Source organism: Neorhizobium phenanthreniclasticum (genome assembly GCF_040066075.1).
Lineage (GTDB): Bacteria > Pseudomonadota > Alphaproteobacteria > Rhizobiales > Rhizobiaceae > Neorhizobium > Neorhizobium petrolearium.
On record NZ_JBEAAL010000003.1, the window covers coordinates 84,171 to 106,737 of the forward strand.

General features: G+C 59.5%; 20 protein-coding genes and 2 pseudogenes. 15 read left to right on the forward strand and 7 right to left on the reverse strand.

Translation table 11 applies throughout. From position 1 onward, the window contains the following. Positions 1 to 93 precede the first annotated feature (93 nt). From ABK249_RS06515 to ABK249_RS06530, 4 genes are all read left to right on the forward strand, one after another. On the forward strand, positions 94 to 1,281 hold the full coding sequence (locus ABK249_RS06515; RefSeq protein WP_037156565.1) for an MFS transporter: 1,188 nt from the start codon (positions 94 to 96) through the stop codon (positions 1,279 to 1,281). A gap of 128 nt (positions 1,282 to 1,409) precedes the next feature. Then, positions 1,410 to 2,660 carry a flavodoxin-dependent (E)-4-hydroxy-3-methylbut-2-enyl-diphosphate synthase gene (ispG, locus tag ABK249_RS06520; protein WP_210056190.1) on the forward strand — a complete coding sequence of 417 codons (1,251 nt, stop codon included), beginning with the start codon at positions 1,410 to 1,412 and terminating at the stop codon, positions 2,658 to 2,660. Positions 2,661 to 2,663: 3 nt separating this feature from the next. Beyond that, positions 2,664 to 3,731, forward strand: a complete 1,068-nt coding sequence (gene hisC / locus ABK249_RS06525; RefSeq protein ID WP_348862477.1) for a histidinol-phosphate transaminase — start codon at positions 2,664 to 2,666, stop codon at positions 3,729 to 3,731. 126 nt (positions 3,732 to 3,857) lie between these two features. Then, complete coding sequence (locus tag ABK249_RS06530; RefSeq protein ID WP_037156571.1) at positions 3,858 to 4,523, forward strand: YiaD family glycine zipper/OmpA-like lipoprotein; 666 nt, start codon at positions 3,858 to 3,860, stop codon at positions 4,521 to 4,523. 74 nt (positions 4,524 to 4,597) lie between these two features. Here the strand turns inward: ABK249_RS06530 and ABK249_RS06535 are convergent, their stop codons facing one another. Further along, positions 4,598 to 5,512, reverse strand: coding sequence for a polyprenyl synthetase family protein (locus tag ABK249_RS06535; protein ID WP_348862478.1), 915 nt, complete (start codon positions 5,510 to 5,512; stop codon positions 4,598 to 4,600). A gap of 130 nt (positions 5,513 to 5,642) precedes the next feature. Here ABK249_RS06535 and mtgA point away from each other — a divergent pair, with 130 nt between their 5' ends. The 4 genes from mtgA to ABK249_RS06555 all read left to right on the forward strand — a co-directional run bounded on the left by mtgA (position 5,643) and on the right by ABK249_RS06555 (position 7,972). After that, positions 5,643 to 6,383: a monofunctional biosynthetic peptidoglycan transglycosylase gene (gene mtgA, locus ABK249_RS06540; RefSeq protein ID WP_037157252.1), complete on the forward strand. Its 741-nt coding sequence runs from the start codon at positions 5,643 to 5,645 to the stop codon at positions 6,381 to 6,383. 73 nt (positions 6,384 to 6,456) lie between these two features. Then, positions 6,457 to 7,104, forward strand: coding sequence for a glutathione S-transferase family protein (locus ABK249_RS06545; RefSeq protein WP_348862479.1), 648 nt, complete (start codon positions 6,457 to 6,459; stop codon positions 7,102 to 7,104). A gap of 147 nt (positions 7,105 to 7,251) precedes the next feature. After that, positions 7,252 to 7,437: a 50S ribosomal protein L32 gene (gene rpmF, locus ABK249_RS06550; protein ID WP_003535764.1), complete on the forward strand. Its 186-nt coding sequence runs from the start codon at positions 7,252 to 7,254 to the stop codon at positions 7,435 to 7,437. A gap of 127 nt (positions 7,438 to 7,564) precedes the next feature. Then, positions 7,565 to 7,972, forward strand: coding sequence for a hypothetical protein (locus tag ABK249_RS06555; RefSeq protein WP_037156579.1), 408 nt, complete (start codon positions 7,565 to 7,567; stop codon positions 7,970 to 7,972). 15 nt (positions 7,973 to 7,987) lie between these two features. On the opposite strand, the pseudogene phaR reads toward ABK249_RS06555, so the two are convergent. Further along, a pseudogene (gene phaR, locus ABK249_RS06560) lies at positions 7,988 to 8,562 on the reverse strand (polyhydroxyalkanoate synthesis repressor PhaR). A gap of 249 nt (positions 8,563 to 8,811) precedes the next feature. On the opposite strand from phaR, the gene ABK249_RS06565 reads away from it, so the two are divergent. Beyond that, positions 8,812 to 9,993, forward strand: coding sequence for an acetyl-CoA C-acetyltransferase (locus ABK249_RS06565; protein WP_348862482.1), 1,182 nt, complete (start codon positions 8,812 to 8,814; stop codon positions 9,991 to 9,993). Positions 9,994 to 10,121: 128 nt separating this feature from the next. Further along, positions 10,122 to 10,850, forward strand: a complete 729-nt coding sequence (gene phbB / locus ABK249_RS06570; RefSeq protein ID WP_037156585.1) for a beta-ketoacyl-ACP reductase — start codon at positions 10,122 to 10,124, stop codon at positions 10,848 to 10,850. A gap of 247 nt (positions 10,851 to 11,097) precedes the next feature. Here the strand turns inward: phbB and ABK249_RS06575 are convergent, their stop codons facing one another. After that, positions 11,098 to 11,352 carry a YMGG-like glycine zipper-containing protein gene (locus tag ABK249_RS06575; protein WP_037156587.1) on the reverse strand — a complete coding sequence of 85 codons (255 nt, stop codon included), beginning with the start codon at positions 11,350 to 11,352 and terminating at the stop codon, positions 11,098 to 11,100. Positions 11,353 to 11,392: 40 nt separating this feature from the next. Next, a complete protein-coding gene (locus ABK249_RS06580) occupies positions 11,393 to 11,548 on the reverse strand; it encodes a DUF3309 family protein (RefSeq protein WP_081952972.1) in 156 nt (51 codons plus the stop codon). A gap of 701 nt (positions 11,549 to 12,249) precedes the next feature. Between ABK249_RS06580 and ABK249_RS06585 the strand changes: the two genes are divergently transcribed. From ABK249_RS06585 to ABK249_RS06605, 5 genes and pseudogenes are all read left to right on the forward strand, one after another. Next, on the forward strand, positions 12,250 to 15,354 hold the full coding sequence (locus ABK249_RS06585) for a helicase-related protein (RefSeq protein ID WP_348862484.1): 3,105 nt from the start codon (positions 12,250 to 12,252) through the stop codon (positions 15,352 to 15,354). 4 nt (positions 15,355 to 15,358) lie between these two features. Beyond that, positions 15,359 to 15,727, forward strand: coding sequence for an RNA-binding S4 domain-containing protein (locus ABK249_RS06590; protein ID WP_227704410.1), 369 nt, complete (start codon positions 15,359 to 15,361; stop codon positions 15,725 to 15,727). Between the two features lie 238 nt (positions 15,728 to 15,965). Further along, the gene (gene fdxA / locus ABK249_RS06595) at positions 15,966 to 16,304 is read left to right on the forward strand and encodes a ferredoxin FdxA (RefSeq protein ID WP_227704409.1); all 339 of its coding nucleotides are present in this window, start codon (positions 15,966 to 15,968) and stop codon (positions 16,302 to 16,304) included. Positions 16,305 to 16,693: 389 nt separating this feature from the next. Further along, complete coding sequence (locus ABK249_RS06600) at positions 16,694 to 17,266, forward strand: CarD family transcriptional regulator (protein ID WP_037156593.1); 573 nt, start codon at positions 16,694 to 16,696, stop codon at positions 17,264 to 17,266. 309 nt (positions 17,267 to 17,575) lie between these two features. After that, positions 17,576 to 18,438: pseudogene (locus ABK249_RS06605) on the forward strand (RNA polymerase factor sigma-32). Positions 18,439 to 18,449: 11 nt separating this feature from the next. Here the strand turns inward: ABK249_RS06605 and ABK249_RS06610 are convergent. The 3 genes from ABK249_RS06610 to thiP all read right to left on the reverse strand — a co-directional run bounded on the left by ABK249_RS06610 (position 18,450) and on the right by thiP (position 22,565). Continuing rightward, complete coding sequence (locus ABK249_RS06610; protein ID WP_052183109.1) at positions 18,450 to 19,916, reverse strand: M48 family metalloprotease; 1,467 nt, start codon at positions 19,914 to 19,916, stop codon at positions 18,450 to 18,452. 329 nt (positions 19,917 to 20,245) lie between these two features. After that, positions 20,246 to 20,953 (reverse strand): thiamine ABC transporter ATP-binding protein, encoded by a 708-nt coding sequence (locus tag ABK249_RS06615; protein WP_037156597.1) that lies wholly within the window; start codon positions 20,951 to 20,953, stop codon positions 20,246 to 20,248. Further along, positions 20,946 to 22,565: a thiamine/thiamine pyrophosphate ABC transporter permease ThiP gene (thiP, locus tag ABK249_RS06620; protein WP_227704407.1), complete on the reverse strand. Its 1,620-nt coding sequence runs from the start codon at positions 22,563 to 22,565 to the stop codon at positions 20,946 to 20,948. Before thiP ends, ABK249_RS06615 begins: the two co-directional genes overlap by 8 nt. Positions 22,566 to 22,567 lie beyond the last annotated feature (2 nt).

Below are 22,567 nucleotides of genomic sequence, written 5' to 3' on the forward strand. Positions count from 1 at the left end.
TTCCGATACAATTTGTGAGAGGGAAGTGGCCGCTGCAATATTGCAAGTCTAATCGATTTAAATATGGTCGCGGCAGCTGCAAGGAATGATCTCATGGATAGCCGCGCTCCCCTGACCAAGTCCGTTCACCATCGTGCCTTCATCACTCGGGAAAGAGCTGGCGTTTCGCTGCTCTTCCTGATGAATGGCTTCATGATTGGTGCGTGGGCGCCGAAGATTCCGGAGTTTGCAGGCCGGTTGGGCCTCAGCGAGAGTATGCTCGGGGTGATGATCCTGATCTTCGGCCTCGGTTCGCTGGTGATGATGCCGCTTGCCGGAAGCCAGATTGCCCGGTTCGGCTCGAGCCAGGTTGCGAAATGGACGTCGGTGCTGCTTACGCCGACGCTGCTGCTTCTCACCTGGGTTGGCAACATCTGGACCGGTGCGGTAGCGATCTTTCTGTTCGGGGGACTGATCGGTGCGATGGACGTAGCGATGAACGCCAACGCGGTCTCGGTCGAGAAACACATGCGTAGGGCCATCATGTCCTCCTGCCATGCGTTCTGGAGCCTCGGCGGCCTTATCGGTTCGTCGACTGGCGGCTTCCTCATCGAGCATATCGGCGTCTCCGCGCATGCGATCCTCGTTACCGTGCTGGCCGCGGTGATGATCGGCGCCGCCTGGCCGACCGTGCTCCACGACGCGCCGCATCCGGAAGAAGGCAGGCATGGAAGTCGCCTTCCGCTTTCGCCGCTTCCCTGGCTGATTGGCATCATGGCACTTTTCTGCATGATCCCCGAAGGGGCGATCCTCGACTGGGGGGCCCTCTATCTTCGCAACGAACTTGCGGCTTCCGTGTCGCTGTCGGGCTTCGCCTTCGCCGCCTTTTCGCTCACCATGGCGGTGATGCGATTTGCAGGAGATTTGATCCGCGACCGCTTCGGCGCGGTCACGACGTTGCGCGTCTGCGCCGTTATCTCCATCCTCGGTCTGCTGGTGATCGGCTTTGCACAAAGCACTCCGATGGCGATCGCCGGCTTTGCGCTGACTGGCATCGGGATCTCCAACATCGTGCCCATCGCCTTTTCCGCTGCCGGCAACCTGCCGGGCATGGCCGCTGGCGTTGGCCTCTCGGTCGTGACGACCATGGGGTATTCAGGAATCCTTGTGGCGCCGTCGGCGATCGGATTCATCGCCGAGCATACCGGTCTAGCCGTAATCTTCGTTGGTCTCTCTGCGTTGATCGTCGTGGTCCTCCTGCTGTCGCCGCTTGCCCGGCATGCGGACAACGCGCATCACTGAAGGCAGGATGCCGGGAGGTTGGCCAAGCCGAGCTGCACGAGATAAAGTGAGCGCTGTGCCGGTTGACAAGCCGCAAGCCATACGCCACCTGAAAGGCGCTCCAACTGCTGAAGGCGACGAGAAGCTCCATGTCCTCACCCGTCGATTATGATCCGAAGCCGCGCCGCGCCACCGTTGCCGTCGATGTCGGCGGCGTCATCGTCGGCGGCGGTGCGCCGGTCGTAGTCCAATCCATGACCAATACGGATACGGCGGATGTGGATGCGACGGTAGCGCAGGTTGCCGCGCTTTACAGAGCGGGTTCCGAAATTGTCCGCATCACCGTTGACCGTGACGAAAGCGCCGCTGCCGTGCCAAAGATCCGCGAGCGCCTGTTGCGTCTCGGGATGGATGTGCCGCTGGTCGGCGACTTCCACTATATCGGCCACAAGCTGCTTGCCGATCATCCGGCCTGCGCCGAGGCGCTTGCGAAATACCGCATCAATCCGGGCAATGTCGGCTTCAAGGATAAGAAGGACAAGCAGTTCGGCGACATTGTCGAGATGGCGATCCGCCATGACAAGCCGGTGCGGATCGGCGTCAATTGGGGTTCGCTCGATCAGGATCTCCTGACCACGCTGATGGACCGCAATGCGGCTGAAGGTTCACCGCTCTCGGCCCGCCAGGTCATGCATGAGGCGATCGTCCAATCGGCGCTGATCTCCGCCGAACTTGCCGAACAGATCGGCCTGCCGCGTAACCGGATCATCCTGTCGGCCAAGGTCAGTCAGGTGCAGGATCTGATCGCTGTCTATTCCATGCTTGCCGAGCGCTCCAATCACGCGCTTCATCTCGGCCTTACCGAAGCCGGCATGGGCTCGAAGGGCATCGTCGCATCGTCTGCTGCCATGGGTTATGTCCTGCAACAGGGGATTGGCGACACGATCCGCGTCTCGCTGACGCCGGAGCCAAACGGCGACCGCACTCGCGAAGTGCAGGTGGCGCAGGAGCTTCTGCAGGTCATGGGTTTCCGGCAGTTCGTGCCGGTCGTCGCGGCCTGTCCGGGCTGCGGCCGCACCACGTCGACGGTCTTCCAGGAACTCGCCCAGAACATCCAGAACGACATCCGCAAGAACATGCCGGTCTGGCGTGAGAAATATCCGGGTGTCGAGGCGCTCAATGTCGCTGTCATGGGATGCATCGTCAATGGTCCCGGCGAGAGCAAGCACGCGGATATCGGCATTTCGCTGCCGGGCACGGGGGAAACGCCGGCCGCGCCCGTCTTCATCGACGGAAAGAAGGCGATGACGTTGCGCGGGCCGAACATCGCGGCCGATTTCGAAAAGCTCGTCATCGACTATATCGAGAACCGTTTCGGCCAGAAGACGGCCGCTGAATAAAGCATGAGCCGGTACTGGTCTCCGATCGTCGATACACTGAAGCCCTACGTCGCCGGCGAACAGCCGCGCATCCGGAATCTCGTCAAGCTCAACACCAACGAAAACCCCTACGGCCCTTCGCCGAAGGTGCTTGCCGCCATCCGTGCGGCTGCCGACGACGGTCTGCGGCTTTATCCCGATCCCTCGGCGACGGTGCTTCGCGAGGCGATCGCCGCGCGTTTCGGCGTGCAACCGGACGAGGTTTTCGCAGGCAATGGTTCCGATGAGGTGCTGGCTCATACGTTCCAGGCGCTGCTGAAGCACGACAAGCCGCTGCTCTATCCGGATATAACCTATAGCTTCTATCCGACCTATAGCCGGCTCTACGATATCGAGGCGGTCGAGATCCCGCTCGACGAGGCCTTCCGCATCCGGCTTGCAGACTACGATCGATCCTGCGGCGCGATCATCATTCCCAACCCCAATGCGCCGACTGGGGTCGGTCTGTCGCTTGCGGAAATCGAGACGCTGGTGGCCGGGCATGCGGATGCGCCGGTGGTGATTGATGAGGCCTATATCGACTTCGGCGGCGAGACCGCAGTGGGTCTGATCTCCCGCTATCCAAATCTGCTGGTCGTTCAGACGCTGTCGAAATCCCGATCGCTGGCTGGTATGCGTGTCGGTTTCGCGCTCGGTCAGCGGCCGCTGATCGACGCTCTCGAGCGGGTGAAGGACAGTTTCAACTCCTACCCGCTCGATCGGCTTGCGCAGGTCGCCGCCACCGCGGCCGTCGAAGATGTGGATTGGTTCGAGACCTGCCGGCAGAAGATTATCGCCACGCGCGAGCGGCTGACCGGCGAACTTGAAAGGCTTGGCTTCGAGGTGCTGCCATCGCAGGCGAATTTCGTCTTTGCCAGACATCCAGACCTGCCGGGTGTGGAAGTCTATGCCGGGCTGCGTGCCGAAGGCGTGCTGGTGCGGCACTGGAACAAGCCGCGAATCGCCGACCATCTGCGCATCAGCATCGGCACGGATGCTGAATGCGAGCGGCTGATCGAAGTCCTGAAAAGCCTTCCGCCGGCTGCGAAATGATGCAGCAAAACGTCAGGCTTTTTCCCAGTCGATCATGAGCGGCGAGGACATGTGGTCTCTCCTCGCTATTGCCGCAATTCATGGTAAATCAGGTGTCTTCACAGACGACGGGGACTTCGATTTACAATGCTCAAGAAAATTGCAATCGTCGCGCTTTCCGCGACCTATCTTTCTGCCTGCACCACGACCGATCCATATACGGGTGAACAGAAGGTTTCCAACACCGCTGGCGGCGCGGCGATCGGCGCCGGCGTCGGTGCTCTCGCAGGCCTTGCCATTGGCGGCACAGGCAAGAACGGTGCCCGCAACGCGCTGATCGGCGCCGGCATCGGCGCGCTCGCAGGCGGCGGGATCGGCGCCTATATGGACAATCAGGAAGCGGAACTGCGTGCCCAGCTTCAAGGCACCGGCGTTTCGGTGACCCGCATGGGCGATCGCATCATCCTCAACATGCCGTCCAATATCACTTTCGCCACGGACCAGGATCAGGTGATTCCGCCCTTCTACCGGACGCTCGATTCAGTCGCGATCGTGTTGAACAAGTTCAACAAGACCTTCATCGACGTGAACGGCCATACGGATTCGACCGGCAGCCTGCAGCATAACCAGGGCCTGTCCGAACGCCGTGCTGCCTCCGTGGCGAATTATCTGGCAGGCCGCGGCGTCGACCAACGCCGTATGTCGACCATGGGCTTCGGCCCATCGCAGCCGGTTGCTTCCAATGCGACGCCGGACGGACGCGCGCAGAATCGGCGCGTCGAAGTGCAGATCGCGCCGATCACGCAGGGCTGACAAAAACCGTTTTCAGATGCGGCTTGTCCGAAGGTTCAAAGCCGGCAACGTATCGAACCAGCGTTGCCGGCTTTTTATTTTTCCCGACTGGCAATGAAGCGGGCCGTTTCCTGCAGGACTACAGCCTTCTCACCAAAAGGCACCAGTAGATCAATGGCTTCCTTGGTCAAAGCGCCAAGCCGGTCTTCTGCCCAGGCCATGCCATGCAGCGCCACGAGCGTGCCCTTTCCGCGTGCGGCGTCCTTACCCGTTGCCTTACCCATGGTGACGGCGTCCGAGGTCAGATCGAGCAGATCGTCAGCAAGCTGGAAAGCCAGCCCTATCTTGCGACCAAATGCACGCATTCTTTCGCGATGTCCCGGCTCCGAACCCGCGACGATAGCGCCCGCTTCGCAAGCAAAACGCAGAAGTGCGCCCGTTTTCATCGACTGGAGCGTCGTGATGCCCACCTCGTCCGGAGGAGACTTCTCTGCCGCGAGGTCGAGCGCCTGACCGCCGACCATCCCACCAAGTCCGGCGGCGCGAGCAAGCGCCAGCACAAGTTCTGTCTTCAATCGGTCGGCAAGTATAGTCTCCGGAGCGGCGATGATATCGAAAGCATAGGTAAGCAGGCTATCTCCGGCCAGGATTGCCGTTGCTTCGTCAAAGGCCTTGTGCACCGTCGGCCGGCCGCGACGCAGGTCGTCGTTATCCATGGCTGGCAGATCGTCGTGGATCAGCGAATAGCAGTGCAGGCACTCCAGCGCCACGCCTACCCGAAGCGCAGCATCCGGCGGTCCGCCGAGCAGGATCGCGCTTTCGCGGACCAGGAAGGGCCGGAGCCTTTTTCCACCATTCAGCGATCCATGCCGCATGGCTGCCATGAGATGCGGGGGGCGGACAATCTCTTCGGGAAGAGTGGCATCGGACAGCAGCGACGCAAGCAGAGCTTCCGTCTCGGCGGCGCTCTGCCGCAAGCGCTCTTCGAATACCGTCTTCGTGTCCGTCATGGCCGCTGTTTGGCATGCCGATGGCTGACTGGCAACGGCGATTTACCGGGTTATGGGAAGTTTTCGGCATCAGACTCGCCTTGGCTCCATTCAGAGTCTATGAAATCCAAAACAAGGAATGAGCGGGACATTGGACATCACGCCGGAACAGCACGTGCAGGAGGAAGAGCCCGTGAGGGATAGACGGCGCTCGTTTTTCCCTAAACTTGTCCGGCGGCTCGTACTGATCGGGATCACTCTCGTGGTGCTGCCTTATCTTCTTATCTTTGTTTATGCCCTGCCTTTCATTCATCCCGTCTCGACCCTGATGCTGTCGGAACTGGTGCTGTTGCGCGGTTACGACAGGCGCTGGGTGGATCTCGATGATATCTCGCCCAATCTCGTCCGTGCAGTCATGATGTCGGAAGACGGCCAGTTCTGTTTCCATGGTGGGGTTGACTGGACGCAGATGCGCGACGTGGTCGAGGATGCGCTGGACGGCGAGGCGACGCGTGGCGCCAGCACCATTTCCATGCAGACGGTCAAGAACCTGTTTCTCTGGAACGGCCGCTCCTTCATTCGCAAGGGGCTCGAATTGCCGCTTGCCATTGGGGCAGATTTCGTCTGGTCGAAGCGGAGGATGATGGAAATCTACCTTAACGTCGCCGAATGGGGGCCTGGCATTTATGGAGCGGAAGCCGCAGCCCGGCATCATTTCAAGATTCCGGCCTCGAAGCTCAGCTCCCGGCAGGCGGCGCTTCTCGCCGTCTCGTTACCCAACCCGATCACGCGGGTCGCCGGCAAGCCCGGTCGCGGCATGCAGCGGCTGGCCGGCATTGTTGAGCGCCGCGCGCGCAACTCCGGCGACTATATCAAATGCATTTATGATTGAGTTCTAGCGATTTCATTGGTCGCGCTCGGCTGTTGCGATTATAGGCTGAATGAACCAACCGGAGGCGTGGCCCATGGGAAAACTCACCCTTTACATCGGCAACAAGAACTATTCCTCGTGGTCCTTGCGTCCCTGGATTGCGATGACTGCGGCGGGCATTGATTTCCAGGAAGTGTTGATCCCCTTCGATTTTCCGGCCGGCAATCCGAAGTTCAAGCCTATTTCGCCGACAGGCAGGGTGCCCGTCCTGCACCACGGCAATATCCGCGTTTGGGAATCGCTGTCGATCATCGAATACGTAGCCGAGCTTTTTCCAGAGAAAGGCATTTGGCCGAAGGCGGCTGCGGACCGGGCCGTTGCCCGCTCGATCTCCATGGAAATGCTCTCCGGCTTCCGGGCGCTCAGAAATGCCTGCCCGATGAATATGCGGCGCCCGAAGCGCAAGCTCGATCTGCCGGAAGGCGTGATGGACGATGTGACGCGGATTGAGACGATCTGGCGTGAACTGCGGGCAAAGTCCGGCGGGCCGTTCCTGTTCGGCGCCTTTACCGGGGCGGACGCCATGTTTGCGCCCGTCGTCAACCGTTTCGACGTTTATGACCTCGTGACCGATGCCGGTACGCTTGCCTATATGGCGGCGATGAAATCCCATCCGGCCTGGGTCAAATGGCAGGAGGCGGCGCTTGCCGAGCCCTGGATAGTGCCGGAAGACGAAGCCTAACACGGCAATGTCGAAAAAATCCCGGCGGGGACTGGTCAAAGCCCTGCCGGACATGTATAAGCCCGGCAAATTTCCGAGATCGAGACGTGATGAGTTCGGCCTCAGTTCCGGCCGGGGATCATGTTTTGCACGAAGTGGAGTAACGAAATGGCTGTACCGAAGAGAAAAACGAGCCCGTCGAAGCGCGGTATGCGCCGCTCCGCCGACGCACTCAAGGCTCCGACCTATATCGAAGACAAGAACTCCGGCGAACTGCGCCGCCCGCATCACATCGACCTGAAGACCGGCATGTATCGCGGCCGTCAGGTTCTGACGCCGAAGGAAAACGCATAAGCGTTGCCACGGAAGTTCGCTTGAAGGGCCGGCCTTGCCGGCCTTTTTTGTTTCTGCCAAGCCTTGCGCAAAATGCAGGCCGGCATCACAGTTCGGCCCGTCCATTTCTCGTGCTCCGGAGCCGCTCATGCTCGCTGCATTGCCGCTGATGATCTTCCCGTTTGTTCTCTACAACCTTGCCATGTTCGGCATTCTGGGTGGCGGCGGAGTTGTTGCGCTTGGCAATATCGTCAGTTCTCTCCAGATGCTTTCCGGTGCCGTCTGGACGATGACGGTGGGCGACGCACTGATTGTCGTCGCACTCGTTTTTCTCTTTGTCGAAATCCTCAAGGCGAGCCGCAACGGTCGTGGCTCGCTTCTCAATCACATGCTGTCGATGCTGGTCTTCGTGGCCTACCTGGTTGAATTCCTGCTGGTCAGGGATGCCGCAACGCAGATTTTCTTCATCCTGATGACGATCACTTTCGTCGATGTCATCGGTGGTTTTGCCGTCGCAATCCGTTCGGCTGGTCGCGACGTTTCGATCGGACTCTGATCCAGGTTCTATAGATCAGAGATTATCGAGACGGTTCTGAAGATTGCGAAGCTGTTCCTTCAATTCGTCGATATCCTTCGAATCGGTCTTCTTGGCAGCCGAGGTAGGCGGCTGTGCCGTAAAAGGCGAAAACATCTGCAGAGCCTGGCGAAACATTTCCGTGTTGCGGCGCACCTGCTCTTCCATCATCTGCATGGGCGCCTGCAGGTTCTTGCTAAGCGGTGTATCGCCAAAAGCACGGGTCATCTGTTCGCGCATCTGCACCTGTTGATCGGTAAACGCCTTCATCGAATGTTCCAGGAAGGTCGGTACGACCATCTGCATCTGGTCGCCGTAATAGGAAATCAACTGCCGCAGGAAGGAAATCGGCAGCAGCGTATTGCCGGTCTTGGTTCCTGTTCAAAGATGATCTGCGTCAGCACCGAGTGGGTGATGTCCTCGCCGGTCTTGGCATCCTGGACGAGGAATTCTTCGCCTTTCTTTACCATCTTCGCAAGGTCTTCCAGCGTCACGTAAGTGCTGGTGCCTGTATTGTAGAGGCGCCGGTTGGCATATTTTTTGATTATGATTTCGCCTTCGGTCTTTGCCATGATTGCCTCCTGCTCCCGTCAATATGGTTTGGTTATATCGATTGGCTGCTTCTCCCGACAGGAATGTAAGCCTAAATGAAGCGGACTTACAATCGATTTGTGCGATGCGGCGGTTGACTTGTTGCGCAGCAAACCCGCGAAAACTGAGGAGCATTTTTAGGGAAGGATCGTCGGCCTGCAGGATGTTTGACTCTGCGGTCAAGCTTTGTCAGTCTCGGAAATAAATATCTTAATAAGAGGAGACGTCCCATGACCAATCCATCCATCGTGATCGCGTCCGCCGCCCGTACGGCGGTCGGCTCATTCAACGGTGCTTTTGCCAATGTCCCGGCCCATGAACTGGGTGCTGCGGTGATCAAGGGCGCGCTTGCGCGTGCCGGTGTCGATGCGTCCGAGGTGGATGAGGTCATCCTCGGTCAGGTTCTGCCAGCGGGCGAGGGGCAGAATCCTGCCCGGCAGGCGGCGATGAAAGCCGGAGTGCCCAAGGAGAAGACCGCCTGGGGCGTCAACCAACTCTGCGGTTCAGGCCTTCGCGCCGTCGCGCTCGGCATGCAGCAGATTGCGCTGGGCGATGCGAAGATCATCGTGGCCGGCGGCCAGGAGTCCATGTCCATGGCGCCCCATTGCGCGCATCTGCGCGGCGGCGTGAAGATGGGTGATTTCAAGATGATCGATACCATGATCAAGGACGGCCTGACGGACGCCTTCTATGGGTACCACATGGGGATCACGGCAGAGAATGTCGCTCGTCAGTGGCAACTCTCCCGCGATGAGCAGGACCAGTTCGCCGTGTCCTCCCAGAACAAGGCGGAGGCCGCGCAGCTCGCCGGCCGCTTCAAGGATGAGGTTATCCCGTATGTCATCCAGACGAGGAAGGGTGACGTGATCGTGGAAAACGACGAATTTATCCGCCCCGGCACGACGCTCGATGCGCTGGCGAAGCTTCGCCCTGCCTTCGACAAAGAAGGGTCGGTGACGGCCGGCAACGCTTCCGGTCTGAATGACGGAGCGGCGGCGGCTGTTCTGATGACGGAGGAGGAAGCTGTCCGCCGAGGTATCACGCCGATGGTTCGCATCGTTTCCTGGGCAACGGCGGGCGTCGATCCGCAGATCATGGGCACCGGCCCGATCCCTGCCTCCCGCAAGGCGCTGGAAAAGGCCGGCTGGAAAATCGGCGACCTCGACCTCGTCGAAGCCAACGAAGCCTTCGCGGCCCAGTCCTGCGCCGTCACCAAGGATCTCGGTCTCGACCCGTCGATCGTCAACGTCAACGGCGGCGCAATTGCCATCGGTCACCCGATTGGCGCTTCCGGTGCGCGCATCCTCAATACGCTCCTCTTCGAGATGAAGCGCCGCGGCGCGAAGAAGGGTCTCGCGACGCTGTGCATCGGCGGCGGCATGGGCGTCGCCATGTGCCTCGAAGCCATGTGATGGTCGTGGATGGCCCGCCAGCGTTGAAAAAATGCGTGGCGGGCTGTCGCCCTGACGAAAGCCTGTCAAAATAAGTAAGTATCCGGTCACGCAGAAGGGCAGGATCAATCCGAGAAGGGGAAGGCAAAATGGACAGAGTGGCGTTGGTTTCGGGAGGGACGCGGGGAATCGGTGCTGCGATCTCTGTGGCGTTGAAGGCTGCAGGTTATCGGGTGGCTGCCAATTTTGCCGGCAATGAGGAAAAGGCGAAAGCCTTTCATGACGAAACCGGAATTCCCGTCTTCAAATGGGATGTGTCCGATTATCATGCCTGTGTTGAAGGTATAGCCGAGATCGAGACAGCGCTTGGTCCGGTCGAGATCCTTGTCAACAATGCGGGTATCACCCGCGACGGCATGTTTCACAAGTTGACACCGGAACAATGGAACGAGGTGATCGGCACAAACCTCACCGGTCTCTTCAACATGACACATCCCGTCTGGAGCGGCATGCGGGACCGCAGTTTTGGCCGCGTCATCAACATTTCCTCCATCAATGGCCAGAAGGGCCAGATGGGGCAGGTGAACTATTCCGCAGCCAAGGCTGGTGATCTCGGCTTCACCAAGGCCCTTGCTCAGGAGGGGGCGGCGAAGAACATCACCGTCAATGCGATCTGCCCCGGTTACATTGCCACGGAAATGGTTCGGGCCGTACCGGAGAAAGTGCTGAATGAGCGGATCATTCCGCAAATCCCGGTTGGTCGCCTGGGTGAGCCGGAAGAGATAGCCCGATGTGTTGTTTTCCTCGCTTCGGATGAAGCGGGCTTCATCACTGGCTCGACGCTCACGGCAAATGGCGGCCAGTTCATGGCCGGTTGAACTTTTCGCGCGTTAACCTTTACGTGGATTCTGTCGCGGAAATGTGCGTGAAACCATCTGTGACTATGGCTAACGCGCTGTTTTTCCACCAAATGTTGCGGTGAACAAACCGGGAAAAGGACAATGTCGCCGATTCGTCAGCGTTTCGTTCCGGCTTTGGTCAGAAGTTAACATAGGGCCGGTCAGGCAAAATAAAGCCGGCGTTGATTGCAACGCCGGCTTTCGAGAAATCCAGAATATACCAGCGCTAGCGGCAGCGCGCTTCGTAGGTGCGGCCGTACCGATCCCGATAGACACAGTAGCCGCGACGCTTCTCGGATTCGCCAATTGCAGCACCGACAAGACCGCCGGCCACAGCGCCTACCGCTGCACCACCCCAGCTATTGGTGACGGCACCGCCGATGACTGCACCGGTGCCCGCGCCGATCGCGGTGCCCTTCTCCGTAGAGGTGCACGAGGCGAGCGCGCCGATCATGCAGCCCACAATCAGAATCTTTTTCATGTTTATTCCCTTCCCTTGGTGACATACGGCTGCGCCGCTCTTAAATCCTGCCCATCAGCAACAGGATAATGATAATCAGGACGACGAGGCCCAATCCGCCCGACGGACCGTAACCCCAACCTCGGCTATAGCCCCAATTCGGCAGCGCGCCAATCAGGAGCAGGATGAGGATGATGAGCAATACCGTTCCGAGCATGATTTTCCACTCCGCTAGATAATCCGGTATGGATTTGGCGAGGAAACGCGCCTTCGCAAATTTTGTTCCAGGGGATCGACGCGGTGTCCATGTCACATGTGGTTAAAGACCGTTAGTCAACGTTAACGAGGGGCATTCGTGATTCGTGTCCGAGCCCTCCGAGGGTCGTTCTTATTGAGCTTCCAATCGGCAGATACCCACAACATCTTGTACGAACGAAACGAGAATATGGAAATGTCGGCGATTCGTCGATGATTCGTTCCGCCTTTGACCTGAATCTTAACATGGGCGGTTCAAACGGCTGAAGCCTTTGAACTCGTTGAAGAAAGGTTAACCATATCAAGGGATTGACTCCGTCGTCTCTCTGTGGGTGCGCAGCTTCCGGGTGAATCTCCAGGTTGTAGACACCCAAATTGAATGCAGATTCAGGATGTCGTGGCGGGAAATGGAGTCTTGTCAACATATAGCCGTGAACAAAGGCTGAATCCCCTCGAGTCTTCGATTCGTCTCCGATTCGTTCGCATCTGTTCCCGCAAGGGTGAAATCTGAACGGCTGAATGTTGGTTTGAGCGGGCCAAACCGAGATTCTGCGGCTGCAAAACCATTCTTCAGGCTTGCGTTTGTCGGCTGGGATCGCCATGTGTGGCATGGCTTCAGGTTTTCGCAAAGGCGAAGCCGAAGCCGTAAGTGATGCGCGGAACTTGGCTTTGAATTTCCAGCCCATGATGCCCACGGGGCGCGGCGTCACCGCCGTCCTCGGCCCCACCAATACAGGCAAGACGCATTATGCCATCGAGCGCATGGTTGCGCATGGCACCGGCGTGATCGGCCTGCCGCTTCGGCTGCTGGCGCGCGAGGTCTATACGCGCCTTGTCGAAAAGGTCGGGGTTTCCTGGGTGGCGCTCATCACCGGCGAAGAAAAGATCACTCCGCCGAACGCCCGCTTTTCAGTTTGCACCGTCGAGGCCATGCCGCGGGAGACGAGAGCCTCCTTCGTCGCGATCGATGAAGTGCAGCTTGCCGGAGACCTGGAACGCGGCCATATCTTCACGGATAGAATTCTGCATCTGCGCGGCCGCGACGAGACCCTGCTTCTGGGAGCCGCCACGATGCGGCCGATCCTTGAAAAGCTGCTGCCGGGTATTACCGTTGTCGAACGTCCGCGTTTGTCCCAGCTGTTCTACGCAGGTCAAAAGAAGATCACCCGACTGCCGCAACGGTCGGCGATCGTGGCGTTTTCCGCTGATGAGGTTTATGCGATTGCGGAGCTGATCCGTCGCCAGCGGGGCGGGGCTGCGGTTGTTCTTGGTGCGCTCAGTCCGCGGACGCGCAATGCACAGGTCGGGCTCTACCAATCGGGCGACGTCGAATATCTGGTTGCTACAGATGCAATCGGCATGGGTCTTAATCTTGATGTCGATCACGTTGCTTTTGCACAGGACCGGAAGTTTGACGGTTATCAGTTCCGCAATCTCAATCCCGCCGAACTCGGCCAGATCGCCGGTCGTGCGGGCCGGCATCTGAGAGACGGGACGTTTGGTGTCACCGGACAGGTCGCGCCGTTCGATGACGAGCTGGTGGAGCGAATCGAAAGCCATCAGTTCGATCAGGTGAAAGTGCTGCAATGGCGCTCGAAGAATCTCGATTTTTCCACACTGCGTGCGCTACGCGAAAGCCTGGATGTTTCGCCGACGATTACGGGACTCACTCGGGCGCTGCCTGCGACCGATAGCCAAGCCCTTGATCATCTTTCGCGTTATCCCGAAATCCAGGATGCCGCGACGACACCGGAACGGGTCGAAAAGCTCTGGGAGGCCTGTGCGCTGCCGGATTACCGCCGGATTGCGCCTGCACAGCACGCGGACCTTATTTCGACTCTTTTTTCCGATCTTGTGCGCTACGGAACAGTAAACGAGGATTTCATGGCGGAGCAGGTCCGCCGCGCGGACCGGACGGATGGCGAGATCGACACGCTGTCTGCCCGCATCGCGCAGATCAGGACCTGGACCTACGTCTCCAACCGTCCCGGCTGGCTTGCCGATCCGACACACTGGCAAGAAAAGACACGGGAAATAGAGGATAGGTTGTCGGACGCGCTACATGAAAGGTTGACGAAACGCTTCGTTGATCGCAGGACATCTGTGCTCATGAAGCGCCTGAGAGAGAATGCGATGCTGGAAGCTGAAATCAGTGTGAATGGCGATGTCTTCGTGGAGGGACATCACGTCGGGCAATTGGCCGGATTCCGGTTCACGCCCGTCACGGGGACCGAAGGACCTGACGCCAAGGCGGTGCAGGCGGCCGCCCAAAAGGCGTTGGCGCTGGAATTCGAGGCGCGAGCGGCGAGACTTTATGCATCCGGCAACAGCGATTTTGCTGTCGGCTCCGATGGTTTCGTGCGCTGGCTCGGCGAACCTATCGCCCGTCTTTCGGCAAGCGACCATGTGATGCGTCCGCGTGTCATCCTGTTGTCCGATGAGCAGCTCACCGGCAACGCCCGCGAACACGTGCTCGCTCGCATCGAGCGCTTCGTGAACCATCATATCGCGACGGTTCTAAAGCCGCTTGACGACCTATCGCGTGCCGAGGATCTGCAGGGTCTTGCCAAGGGGCTTGCCTTTCAGCTCGTCGAAAATCTTGGCGTACTCTTCCGTCGCGACGTCGCCGAAGAGGTGAAGTCGCTCGATCAGGATGCGCGTGCCTCGATGCGGCGCTATGGTATTCGGTTCGGCGCCTATCACGTCTTCATGCCGGCGCTTCTGAAGCCGGCCCCGGCCGAACTCATCACGCTTCTCTGGGCGTTGAAGAACGACGGCCTCGACAAGCCCGGTTACGGCGATCTCATCCCGGCGCTTGCTGCTGGCCGCACCTCGGTCGTTGCGGATCCGAGCTTCGAGCGAATGTTCTACAAGCTCGCGGGCTTCCGCTTCCTCGGCAAGCGCGCAGTGCGTATCGACATTCTCGAGCGCCTGGCGGATATCATCCGTCCGCTCCTTCAGTGGAAGCCCGGCACGACGCCGCGTCCGGAAGGCGCCTATGACGGTCGTCGTTTCACGACCACGACTGCGATGCTCTCCATTCTCGGCGCGACGCCGGATGACATGGAGGAGATTCTGAAAGGGCTTGGCTATCGTGCTGATGCCGTGATGGCGGAAGAAGCGCAGGCCTTCCTTGAGACTCAGAATGTGGGCGCTGCCGGTGCTGCGACTCCCGCTGCAGCCGAAGAGGTCGCGGTGAGCGATGGTGCTGACCCAACCGACGCCTCGGGTGGCGAAGCCTCGGGGGGAGTGATTGAGGGAAGTGTTGAACTTGCCCCTGTGGAGGCTGTAGCGGAAGCCGCAACCGAACGGGCGTCTGCCGCTGTTTCGACAGATGGAGATGAAGCAAAACCTGCCGAAGCCGAGGAGCCGAAGCCGGTCCTGCTCTGGCGTCCAGGTGGTGGCCGAGACAACCAGCGGAGCGGGCGTCAGCAAAATGGAGATCGCCGGGGTCACGGCGGACAGCGGAATGCCGGCGGGGAACGGCCCCAGGGATCCCAAGGTCATCGTGATGATCGTCGTGATGCACGTCAGAACGGCGATCGAGACCGACGGGACGGCGGAAGGCCGAATCGCGACAAAAACCGGGGGGATCGCCCGAATCGTGGGGAACGCCCCGAAGGCGGCCAGCGGCCTGAGCGAAACGACCGCGGCAAAGGGCCGCAGCCGGCCCGTTTCGAAGCTAAGCCGCCACGCAAAGAGAAACCGATCGATCCGGATTCGCCCTTTGCAAAACTTGCAGCTCTCAAGGAGCAGATGAAGAAGTGAGGCCATGACGGAAAAAGAGCTACCGGACGGTTCGCGACAGCGCATCGACAAGTGGCTTTTTTTCGCCCGCATCGTGAAATCGCGTTCGCTTGCCCAATCGCTGGTCGCCGCGGGTGCAGTGACGGTGAATGGAGAGATCTGCAGTCAGTCCAGCCGTACGATAAAACCTGGAGACCGCATTGAGCTTGTCCTGGAGCGGCGGGATGTCATCCTTGTCGTTCGTGCCGACGGCCATCGCCGAGGTCCGTTTGAGGAGGCTAAGCTTCTCTATGACGACCTGACGCCGTCTCCGGACAAGCAGACGCGGCTCACGCCTTTCGAGCGGGCGCAACGTGGCCTTGGCGCGGGCAGATTCGGTGGCCCCGATCGCTGAAAGAACCGGAAACCGATAAAGGGTCATGCTGAGGAATAAAGCTTCTCCAATTTGGCCTCGGCAGGATTGTTTAACCTTGCTAAGCAAGGCCAAAGGCTTTACCTGACAGTCGAAAAGCCGGATTGCCTGCCTCCTGTCCTCTTTTGCAGTAAGGGTTTCGCCTCTCCCGGCTTTCCGGTGTGCCGGCGCTTTCCTGCCGTCGACACGACCGTTGTCCGCGATAGTCTTGGAGTGCCGCATGACGTATGTCGTGACCGACAATTGTATCCGCTGCAAGTACACCGACTGTGTTGAGGTTTGCCCGGTCGATTGTTTCTATGAAGGCGAAAATTTCCTGGTCATCCATCCGGATGAATGTATCGACTGCGGCGTCTGCGAACCGGAATGTCCCGCCGAAGCGATCAAGCCGGATACCGAGCCGGGTCTCGACAAGTGGCTGAAGCTGAATGCCGAGTTCGCCCAGGTCTGGCCGAACATCACTGTCAAGCGCGACCCCTTGCCGAATGCCAAGGAGATGGACGGCGTCGAAAACAAGTACGATCAGTTCTTCTCTACGGAACCCGGAAAAGGGGATTGAGCTTTGCCGAAATGGCATGGCTCGACAGAGGCCTCGAATCACTCTGCCTTTTTGATGGGCAGAGGGTTGGCCGTGCCCTCTGAGCACATGCGAAAGCAAATTATTGATTTCCGCACTTTTTTGTGGTACACATGGCGAACTGTTCCACAAGGTGGCACTGGCGTGCCCAAAAAACATCACGAAAGCAACAGATCATCCAAAACGCGGTATCCGTGACATTGCAACGCTCGAATGTTGTCGATCGCAATTCGCGGTGGGATCTGTTTTTCGCGCGCGTTGGTCGGACCAGTATGGAGTGACCCGACGGTATCCCCCGTCTCATCCGGGCCTGACCGACCCGGTTTCCCCGACCCGAAAAACGGGTGAGTAACAGGGAGTTTGTGAAACGAATGACGACCCAGCAGAAGAAGAATTCTCCCGCCCGCCAAGGCTTCAAGACCGGCGAATCGATTGTCTATCCTGCTCATGGTGTAGGTATGATCACTGCCATTGAAGAGCAAGAAGTCGCGGGCATGAAGCTCGAACTTTTCGTTATCGATTTCGAAAAGGACAAGATGCGCCTCAAGGTGCCGGTCGCAAAGGCCGTGAGCATCGGCATGCGCAAGCTGTCCGAAACGGATTTTGTCGAACGCGCCCTCAAAGTTGTTCAGGGCAAGGCACGTGTGAAGCGCACCATGTGGTCGCGCCGTGCCCAGGAATATGACGCCAAGATCAATTCCGGCGATCTGATCTCGATTGCTGAAGTGGTCCGCGACCTTTATCGCGCAGAGAACCAGCCGGAGCAGTCCTATTCGGAACGGCAGCTCTATGAAGCTGCCCTCGATCGCATGGCTCGTGAAATTGCTGCGGTGAACAAGATGTCCGAAACGGAGGCCGTTCGCCTCGTCGAGGTCAATCTTGCCAAGGGGCCGAAACGCGGCAAGACCATCGAAGAGGATGAGGCTCAGGAAGAGGCAGCCTGATCTTTTTCATCATCGCATTCTCTAAAAAACCCGGCCTTGGAGCCGGGTTTTTTATTGGAACTTTTTCCACTGCCACGCGTTAACCCGCCGGTACGGCGAACTGACACTGCATCGATGCAGTTTTGTTTCGCCCCCGGAATACGTATCGCGGGCGGATATTCAGGCTCTCGGGCCGATGTGAACTCCCGCGAAGCTCAAACGAGGGGAGCAAAGGCAGCAGGTCTCCAGATACGCATCACGGGTCCCGTGAATCGTGTCGGAATTCCCCCTTGCTGTTTTTGTCGGATCAGACCGTTCACGGAGAACACGATGACAGCCATGTCCGCAGACCGAACCATGATCAAGATAGCGATGTCCGCTCCCTATCTCGCCCGAGAGGAAGAGCGCGATCTGGCGGTCCGCTGGAAGGACGATCGCGATCAGGAGGCACGCAACCAGATCGCCCTTGCGCATATGCGTCTCGTGATCGCCATGGCTTCCAAGTTCCGCGGGTTCGGATTGCCGATGAGCGACCTTGTTCAGGAGGGCTATGTAGGGCTGCTGGAGGCGGCGGCAAGGTTTGAACCGGCACGGGAGTTCGTTTTTCCACTTATGCCAGCTGGTGGATCCGTGCTTCCATGCAGGATTATATTCTTCGTAACTGGTCGATCGTTCGTGGCGGCACCAGTTCTGCCCAAAAGGCGCTGTTCTTCAATCTCCGCCGGCTACGCGCCAAGCTTGCCCGCGGTGACAGCAATCTGACTGCCCGCGCCATCCATGAGGAGATCGCTGTCGCTCTTGGCGTCAGCGTAGCCGACGTCCAGACGATGGATGCACGTCTTTCCGGCAATGACGCTTCCCTGCAGGCTCCGTCGATAGCCGGCGATGCGGATAGCGGCGAGCGATTGGACCTGCTTGCGAGCGCCGAGCCACTGCCGGATGAACAGGTTTCCGGCATGATAGATGGCGAACGGCGCCTGAAATGGCTGCAAGGCGCCCTGACCAAGCTCAATGACCGGGAAAAGAAGATCATCCGTGCACGCCGCCTGACAGACGAAGGGGCGACGCTCGAAGCTCTCGGCGCTGAGCTGGGCATCTCGAAGGAGCGTGTCCGACAGATCGAGAGCCGCGCCATCGAGAAACTCAAGCTGGCATTGGTTTCCGCCAATCCGCAGATGGCTGCCGTCTGCTAAGCGAGTTTCGGCTATTCCGAAATGATCTTGACCTTCTGGCCGGGCGACACAACGGCACCGGCCGGGAGTGCATTGATCAGTTTGAAGAGATCGAGTTTTCGATCCGTGCCCATCATGCGGACGGCGAGCGAGGCGACGGTGTCACCCTGGGCGACCGTGACGATGCGTACCCGCAGCGGCTTCAAGGAGGCAATCTCTTCCCTCGTCATGCGCCGGAAGCTTGCCCGCAAGACGTCGGCCGTCGTCTGCAGGGTGGCACTTCCCTTGGGTACGGCGGTAAGGAACCGGAAAATCTTGTTGTCGACGCGGATGACCGTTACGTCGAAATCCCAGCGGTCGGCGGAAGCGCGCGCGTTTGCGCCAGGCAATCCATTCACTTCGATCTGACGTACCGTATCGGGTTGCAGGCCAGCCACCCAGCCGCTTGTCAGGTAATTGGTCAAGCTGTTGTTGTCGTCGGCGGCAACACCATCGAAACGGATGGCCGTTTCACCCGGGCCTGTTGCCAGAACAGCTTCCACCTTGTTGTCGATGCGGAAATCCCGTGGAACGTCGAAGCGGATGCCGAGCCCGCCATGGAGGAAAGTCTCGCCGCGGACATAGCCCTCCTGAGGGCTATCGCCGTAAAGCAGCCCGTCGATGCCCGCAAGATAATAGTCGCGCCCCTTGTCGCCGACTGTCCCCTCCTGGCCGAAATTGCGGGCATGGCGGCGTGCCAGATCGACGCGCTGAGTGGAATTCGGGTGGCTCGAGAGGAAGTCGAGGCTCTGGTCGCTGTCCGGATCCACAGCCGAATAACGGGCATAGGCGGCCATGGAATCGAGAAAACGGGCAGCAGCGTAAGGATCGTAGCCGGCTTCTCCGAGCATCCGCACGCCGATTACGTCGGCTTGCAGTTCCTGCTGGCGCGAGAAGGCTGCAAGTCTAAGCTTGCCGCGGGCGAGCGCCTGTTTGCCGGCGAGGTCGCTGGAAAGCACTTCCGTCACGACGCGGCTTGCAATGACCTCCGCTTCCTCCCGGCGCTGGCGTTCGATACCGTGGTTGGCGGTTACGTGGCCCATTTCATGGGAAAGGACCGCTGCAACTTCTGAGGCATCGTTGGCGAGCGCCAGCAGGCCGCGCGTTACGTAAAGATAGCCGCCCGGCAATGCGAAGGCATTGATTGCCGGCGAATTCAGAATGGTGATCCGGAAAGACTGGTTCGGGTTCTCGGAGACTGCCGTCAGCGCGCCGGCAATGCGGGCGACCAGTCGCTCCGTCTTGGCGTCGCGATATTCTCCGCCATAGCTTGCGACGATACGGGGATGCTCCCTTGCACCCATCTGCGCCCGGGGATCGTTCTTTTGTACTTCATCGACGATCTGCGGTGAATTCGAGGGCGAAACGTTTGGTGTATAGGCCTGTTCGAAGAGCGACTGGCAGCCGGCCAGCACGACGCCGCTCAGCAGGAGGGCGCCCAGAACTCGAAGGCCCGCCATGAAGCGGGCTCTCTGCAAGATAGCCGGGCCCGCCGTATCGCGCCTCATCGTCCTCGTGTTTTGCACCATCATTCCCACGGCCCGCCTTCCGGCTTCGAAAGGTTCCCTTCAACCCAAACCGGTTCATTCTCCATCTCCGCTTAGCGATTTTCGCGTCGCATGCACAGATAGTTATTGAGATATGTCTTACCGGCGCGTTTGCAAAGAAAAACCCCCGTCGCTTTGTGGCGATGCCATTGCGTCACGTCCAAATTGTGGCGAGCCGGATAACGGACGGTTCGTCACGGTTTCGAAACGTGATCCGGAAAAAGGGCGACCAGACGACCTGATCAGCCGGAGAGGAATTCAGCGAGTGCCGGGATATCACGCCTGGCAAGGAATTCCGTTGTGGGTGCCTGGAGTAAAATTTGCCCGTGATCGATGAAGATGGCATGGTCGGCAAGCCGCCCGACCTCGTCCGGATCATGAGTGACGATCAACACGGTATTGCCTACCTCGCGGTGCAGTTCGAGCAGCAGCTTCGCCATCGAAAGGCGAAGACCCGGGTCGAGCGCCGCAAAGGGCTCGTCCATCAGCAGAACAGGCTTTTTGCGCACCAGTGCCCGGGCGAAGGCGGCCCTCTGCCTCTCGCCACCCGAAAGCGTGCCCGGCATGCGCTTCTCGAAGCCATCGAGGCCAACCCGTTGCAGCGCCTTGGAGATCGCTCTTCGATCGTCTGCGGAAAGCCGCAGCGATGGGTTGATGCCGAGGCCGATATTGGTGAACAGATCGAGGTGCGTGAAAAGATTGTTGTCCTGGAAGATCAGCGAAACCGGGCGTCCGGAAGGATGCTCGTGCGTCACGTCCTCGCCGCCGACCAGTACATGGCCCCGATCCGGCGTTTCAAAGCCGGCCACAAGGTTCAGCAAAGTCGATTTGCCGGAGCCCGACGGGCCGGTCACTGCCGTCACAGCGCCGGCAGGCAGGCTACAATTGAAACGAAAGTCCTTTGTGCCAAGCCGGAGTTCGACCTTGTCCAGCACGACGCCATCAGTCATGTCTCGCCTCCTTTTGGCCGACCGTGCCGAGCATGGTCAGCAACAGGCAGATGATGCCGAGGAGGAGTGCCAGCCCGTCAGCGTCGTTGGTGCGATAGCTGGATAGCCGGCTGTAGACAAGCCAGGGAAGCGTCGTGAGATCGTTGGAGCCGAATAGTGCTACCGCGCCGAGATCGCCGAGCGACAGGGCCATCGCAAAGGAGAGGGCCGTCAAAAGGGGTCTTATCAGGACGGGCAGGTCGATTCGTTGAAGCTTTGCCAAGCCGGAAATCCCGAGACTTGCCGATAGCCTGCCCGATTGCTGACGATGGGTCTCGATTGCCGGCGCGAGCACGCGCATGACGAAGGGTAACGCCATCAGCATGTTGATCAACGCCAGCAAAGCCGGCGCAAAACGGGTCACATCGCCGATCGGGCGCAGCGTGAGGAACCAGCCGGTCCCAAGCACGACAGGCGGGACCAGGAGTACCAGGGAGGACATGCCGCCAAGCAGGGCGGAGAATCCTCCGGCGACTTTTCCAGGTCGCTTCATATCGGCCACAGACCCTCGAGCGGCAATGATTGCCAGCGATGTAAGGACGGCGAGCAAGCCGGCGGTAAGTGCGATGGCAAAACTCGTCCATGCGGCGCGAAGGAAGGCGATGCTGGTCGCAAGGTTCCAGAGATTGGCCTTCAGCCCGGCAGAGACAATCGATGCCAACGGCAGAACCAGAAAGGCGGTGGCGACCGAAATGGCGAACGCATCCCAAAGTCGCGCGGGCACGGTCCGACCGTCGAAACGACGGGTCGCCTGACCTGCTGTCATGCCCGCATCGTCCGGTATGGGAAACCGCGCCATGGCGATCAGGATCAGCGCGGTAACGCCGATCTGCAGGAGCGCGAGCACGACGGCGCGCGGCGGGTCGAAATCGAAACGCAGCGATTGATAGATCGCAACTTCGAGCGTCGTTGCCGAAGGTCCGCCGCCGAGCACGAGCACGAGCGTGAAACTGGTGGCGCAGAGCATGAAGATCAGGCCGGCAATGCCGGGAATGACGCGTTGCACAGCCGGCCACTCGATGAACCGAAAGACCGAAAATGGTCGCATGCCGAGGCTGGAGGCGAGCTGCCAGTATTCCGCCGGAAGCCGCTCCAGCGCGGCGAGCAGCAGCCGGGCGGCGAGCGGCAGGTTGAAGAAGACATGGGCCAGCAGAATGCCGGTAAGTCCGTAGATGCTGACTGGCTGGTCGAGGCCGAGTTTCAACAGCAGGCTGTTGATCACACCTTGCCGGCCCCAGATGCCGATAAGACCCAATGCGCCGATCAGCACCGGCAGGCCCATGGGAACCGCCATCAACCGGATAATCCAGACACGTCCTGGAAAACGGGGGCGGCGCGCAAGCGCCAGCGTAACGGGTATGGCAAAGGCGATGGAGAGCAGTGTCGAAAGCACAGCCTGCCATAGGGTGAAGCGCAGGATCCGCCAGGTATAGGCCGTGAAGAGCCGGGCTCCTGTGTCCCCAGCATCCCATGAAAGCAGCGCGGTGACAGCAATGCCGACGAAGAGGGTGATGCCAAGGAGGCTCAGCAGGCCCCAGGCAATCCCCCGTCGTCGTTGGGCGCGGGTCAGCAAGG

Excerpts from the sequence above, each read along its gene's own strand:
- ABK249_RS06565 (WP_348862482.1), top strand. The coding sequence starts at position 8,812 with ATGACCAATCCATCCATCGTGATCGCGTCCGCCGCCCGTACGGCGGTC.
- ABK249_RS06575 (WP_037156587.1), bottom strand. The coding sequence starts at position 11,352 with ATGAAAAAGATTCTGATTGTGGGCTGCATGATCGGCGCGCTCGCCTCG.
- ABK249_RS06545 (WP_348862479.1), top strand. The coding sequence starts at position 6,457 with ATGGGAAAACTCACCCTTTACATCGGCAACAAGAACTATTCCTCGTGG.
- phbB (WP_037156585.1), top strand. The coding sequence starts at position 10,122 with ATGGACAGAGTGGCGTTGGTTTCGGGAGGGACGCGGGGAATCGGTGCT.
- ABK249_RS06580 (WP_081952972.1), bottom strand. The coding sequence starts at position 11,548 with ATGCTCGGAACGGTATTGCTCATCATCCTCATCCTGCTCCTGATTGGC.
- ABK249_RS06590 (WP_227704410.1), top strand. The coding sequence starts at position 15,359 with ATGACGGAAAAAGAGCTACCGGACGGTTCGCGACAGCGCATCGACAAG.
- ispG (WP_210056190.1), top strand. The coding sequence starts at position 1,410 with ATGTCCTCACCCGTCGATTATGATCCGAAGCCGCGCCGCGCCACCGTT.
- ABK249_RS06555 (WP_037156579.1), top strand. The coding sequence starts at position 7,565 with ATGCTCGCTGCATTGCCGCTGATGATCTTCCCGTTTGTTCTCTACAAC.
- ABK249_RS06615 (WP_037156597.1), bottom strand. The coding sequence starts at position 20,953 with ATGACTGATGGCGTCGTGCTGGACAAGGTCGAACTCCGGCTTGGCACA.
- ABK249_RS06610 (WP_052183109.1), bottom strand. The coding sequence starts at position 19,916 with ATGGCGGGCCTTCGAGTTCTGGGCGCCCTCCTGCTGAGCGGCGTCGTG.
- ABK249_RS06600 (WP_037156593.1), top strand. The coding sequence starts at position 16,694 with ATGACGACCCAGCAGAAGAAGAATTCTCCCGCCCGCCAAGGCTTCAAG.
- ABK249_RS06530 (WP_037156571.1), top strand. The coding sequence starts at position 3,858 with ATGCTCAAGAAAATTGCAATCGTCGCGCTTTCCGCGACCTATCTTTCT.
- ABK249_RS06535 (WP_348862478.1), bottom strand. The coding sequence starts at position 5,512 with ATGACGGACACGAAGACGGTATTCGAAGAGCGCTTGCGGCAGAGCGCC.
- fdxA (WP_227704409.1), top strand. The coding sequence starts at position 15,966 with ATGACGTATGTCGTGACCGACAATTGTATCCGCTGCAAGTACACCGAC.
- ABK249_RS06515 (WP_037156565.1), top strand. The coding sequence starts at position 94 with ATGGATAGCCGCGCTCCCCTGACCAAGTCCGTTCACCATCGTGCCTTC.
- hisC (WP_348862477.1), top strand. The coding sequence starts at position 2,664 with ATGAGCCGGTACTGGTCTCCGATCGTCGATACACTGAAGCCCTACGTC.
- rpmF (WP_003535764.1), top strand. The coding sequence starts at position 7,252 with ATGGCTGTACCGAAGAGAAAAACGAGCCCGTCGAAGCGCGGTATGCGC.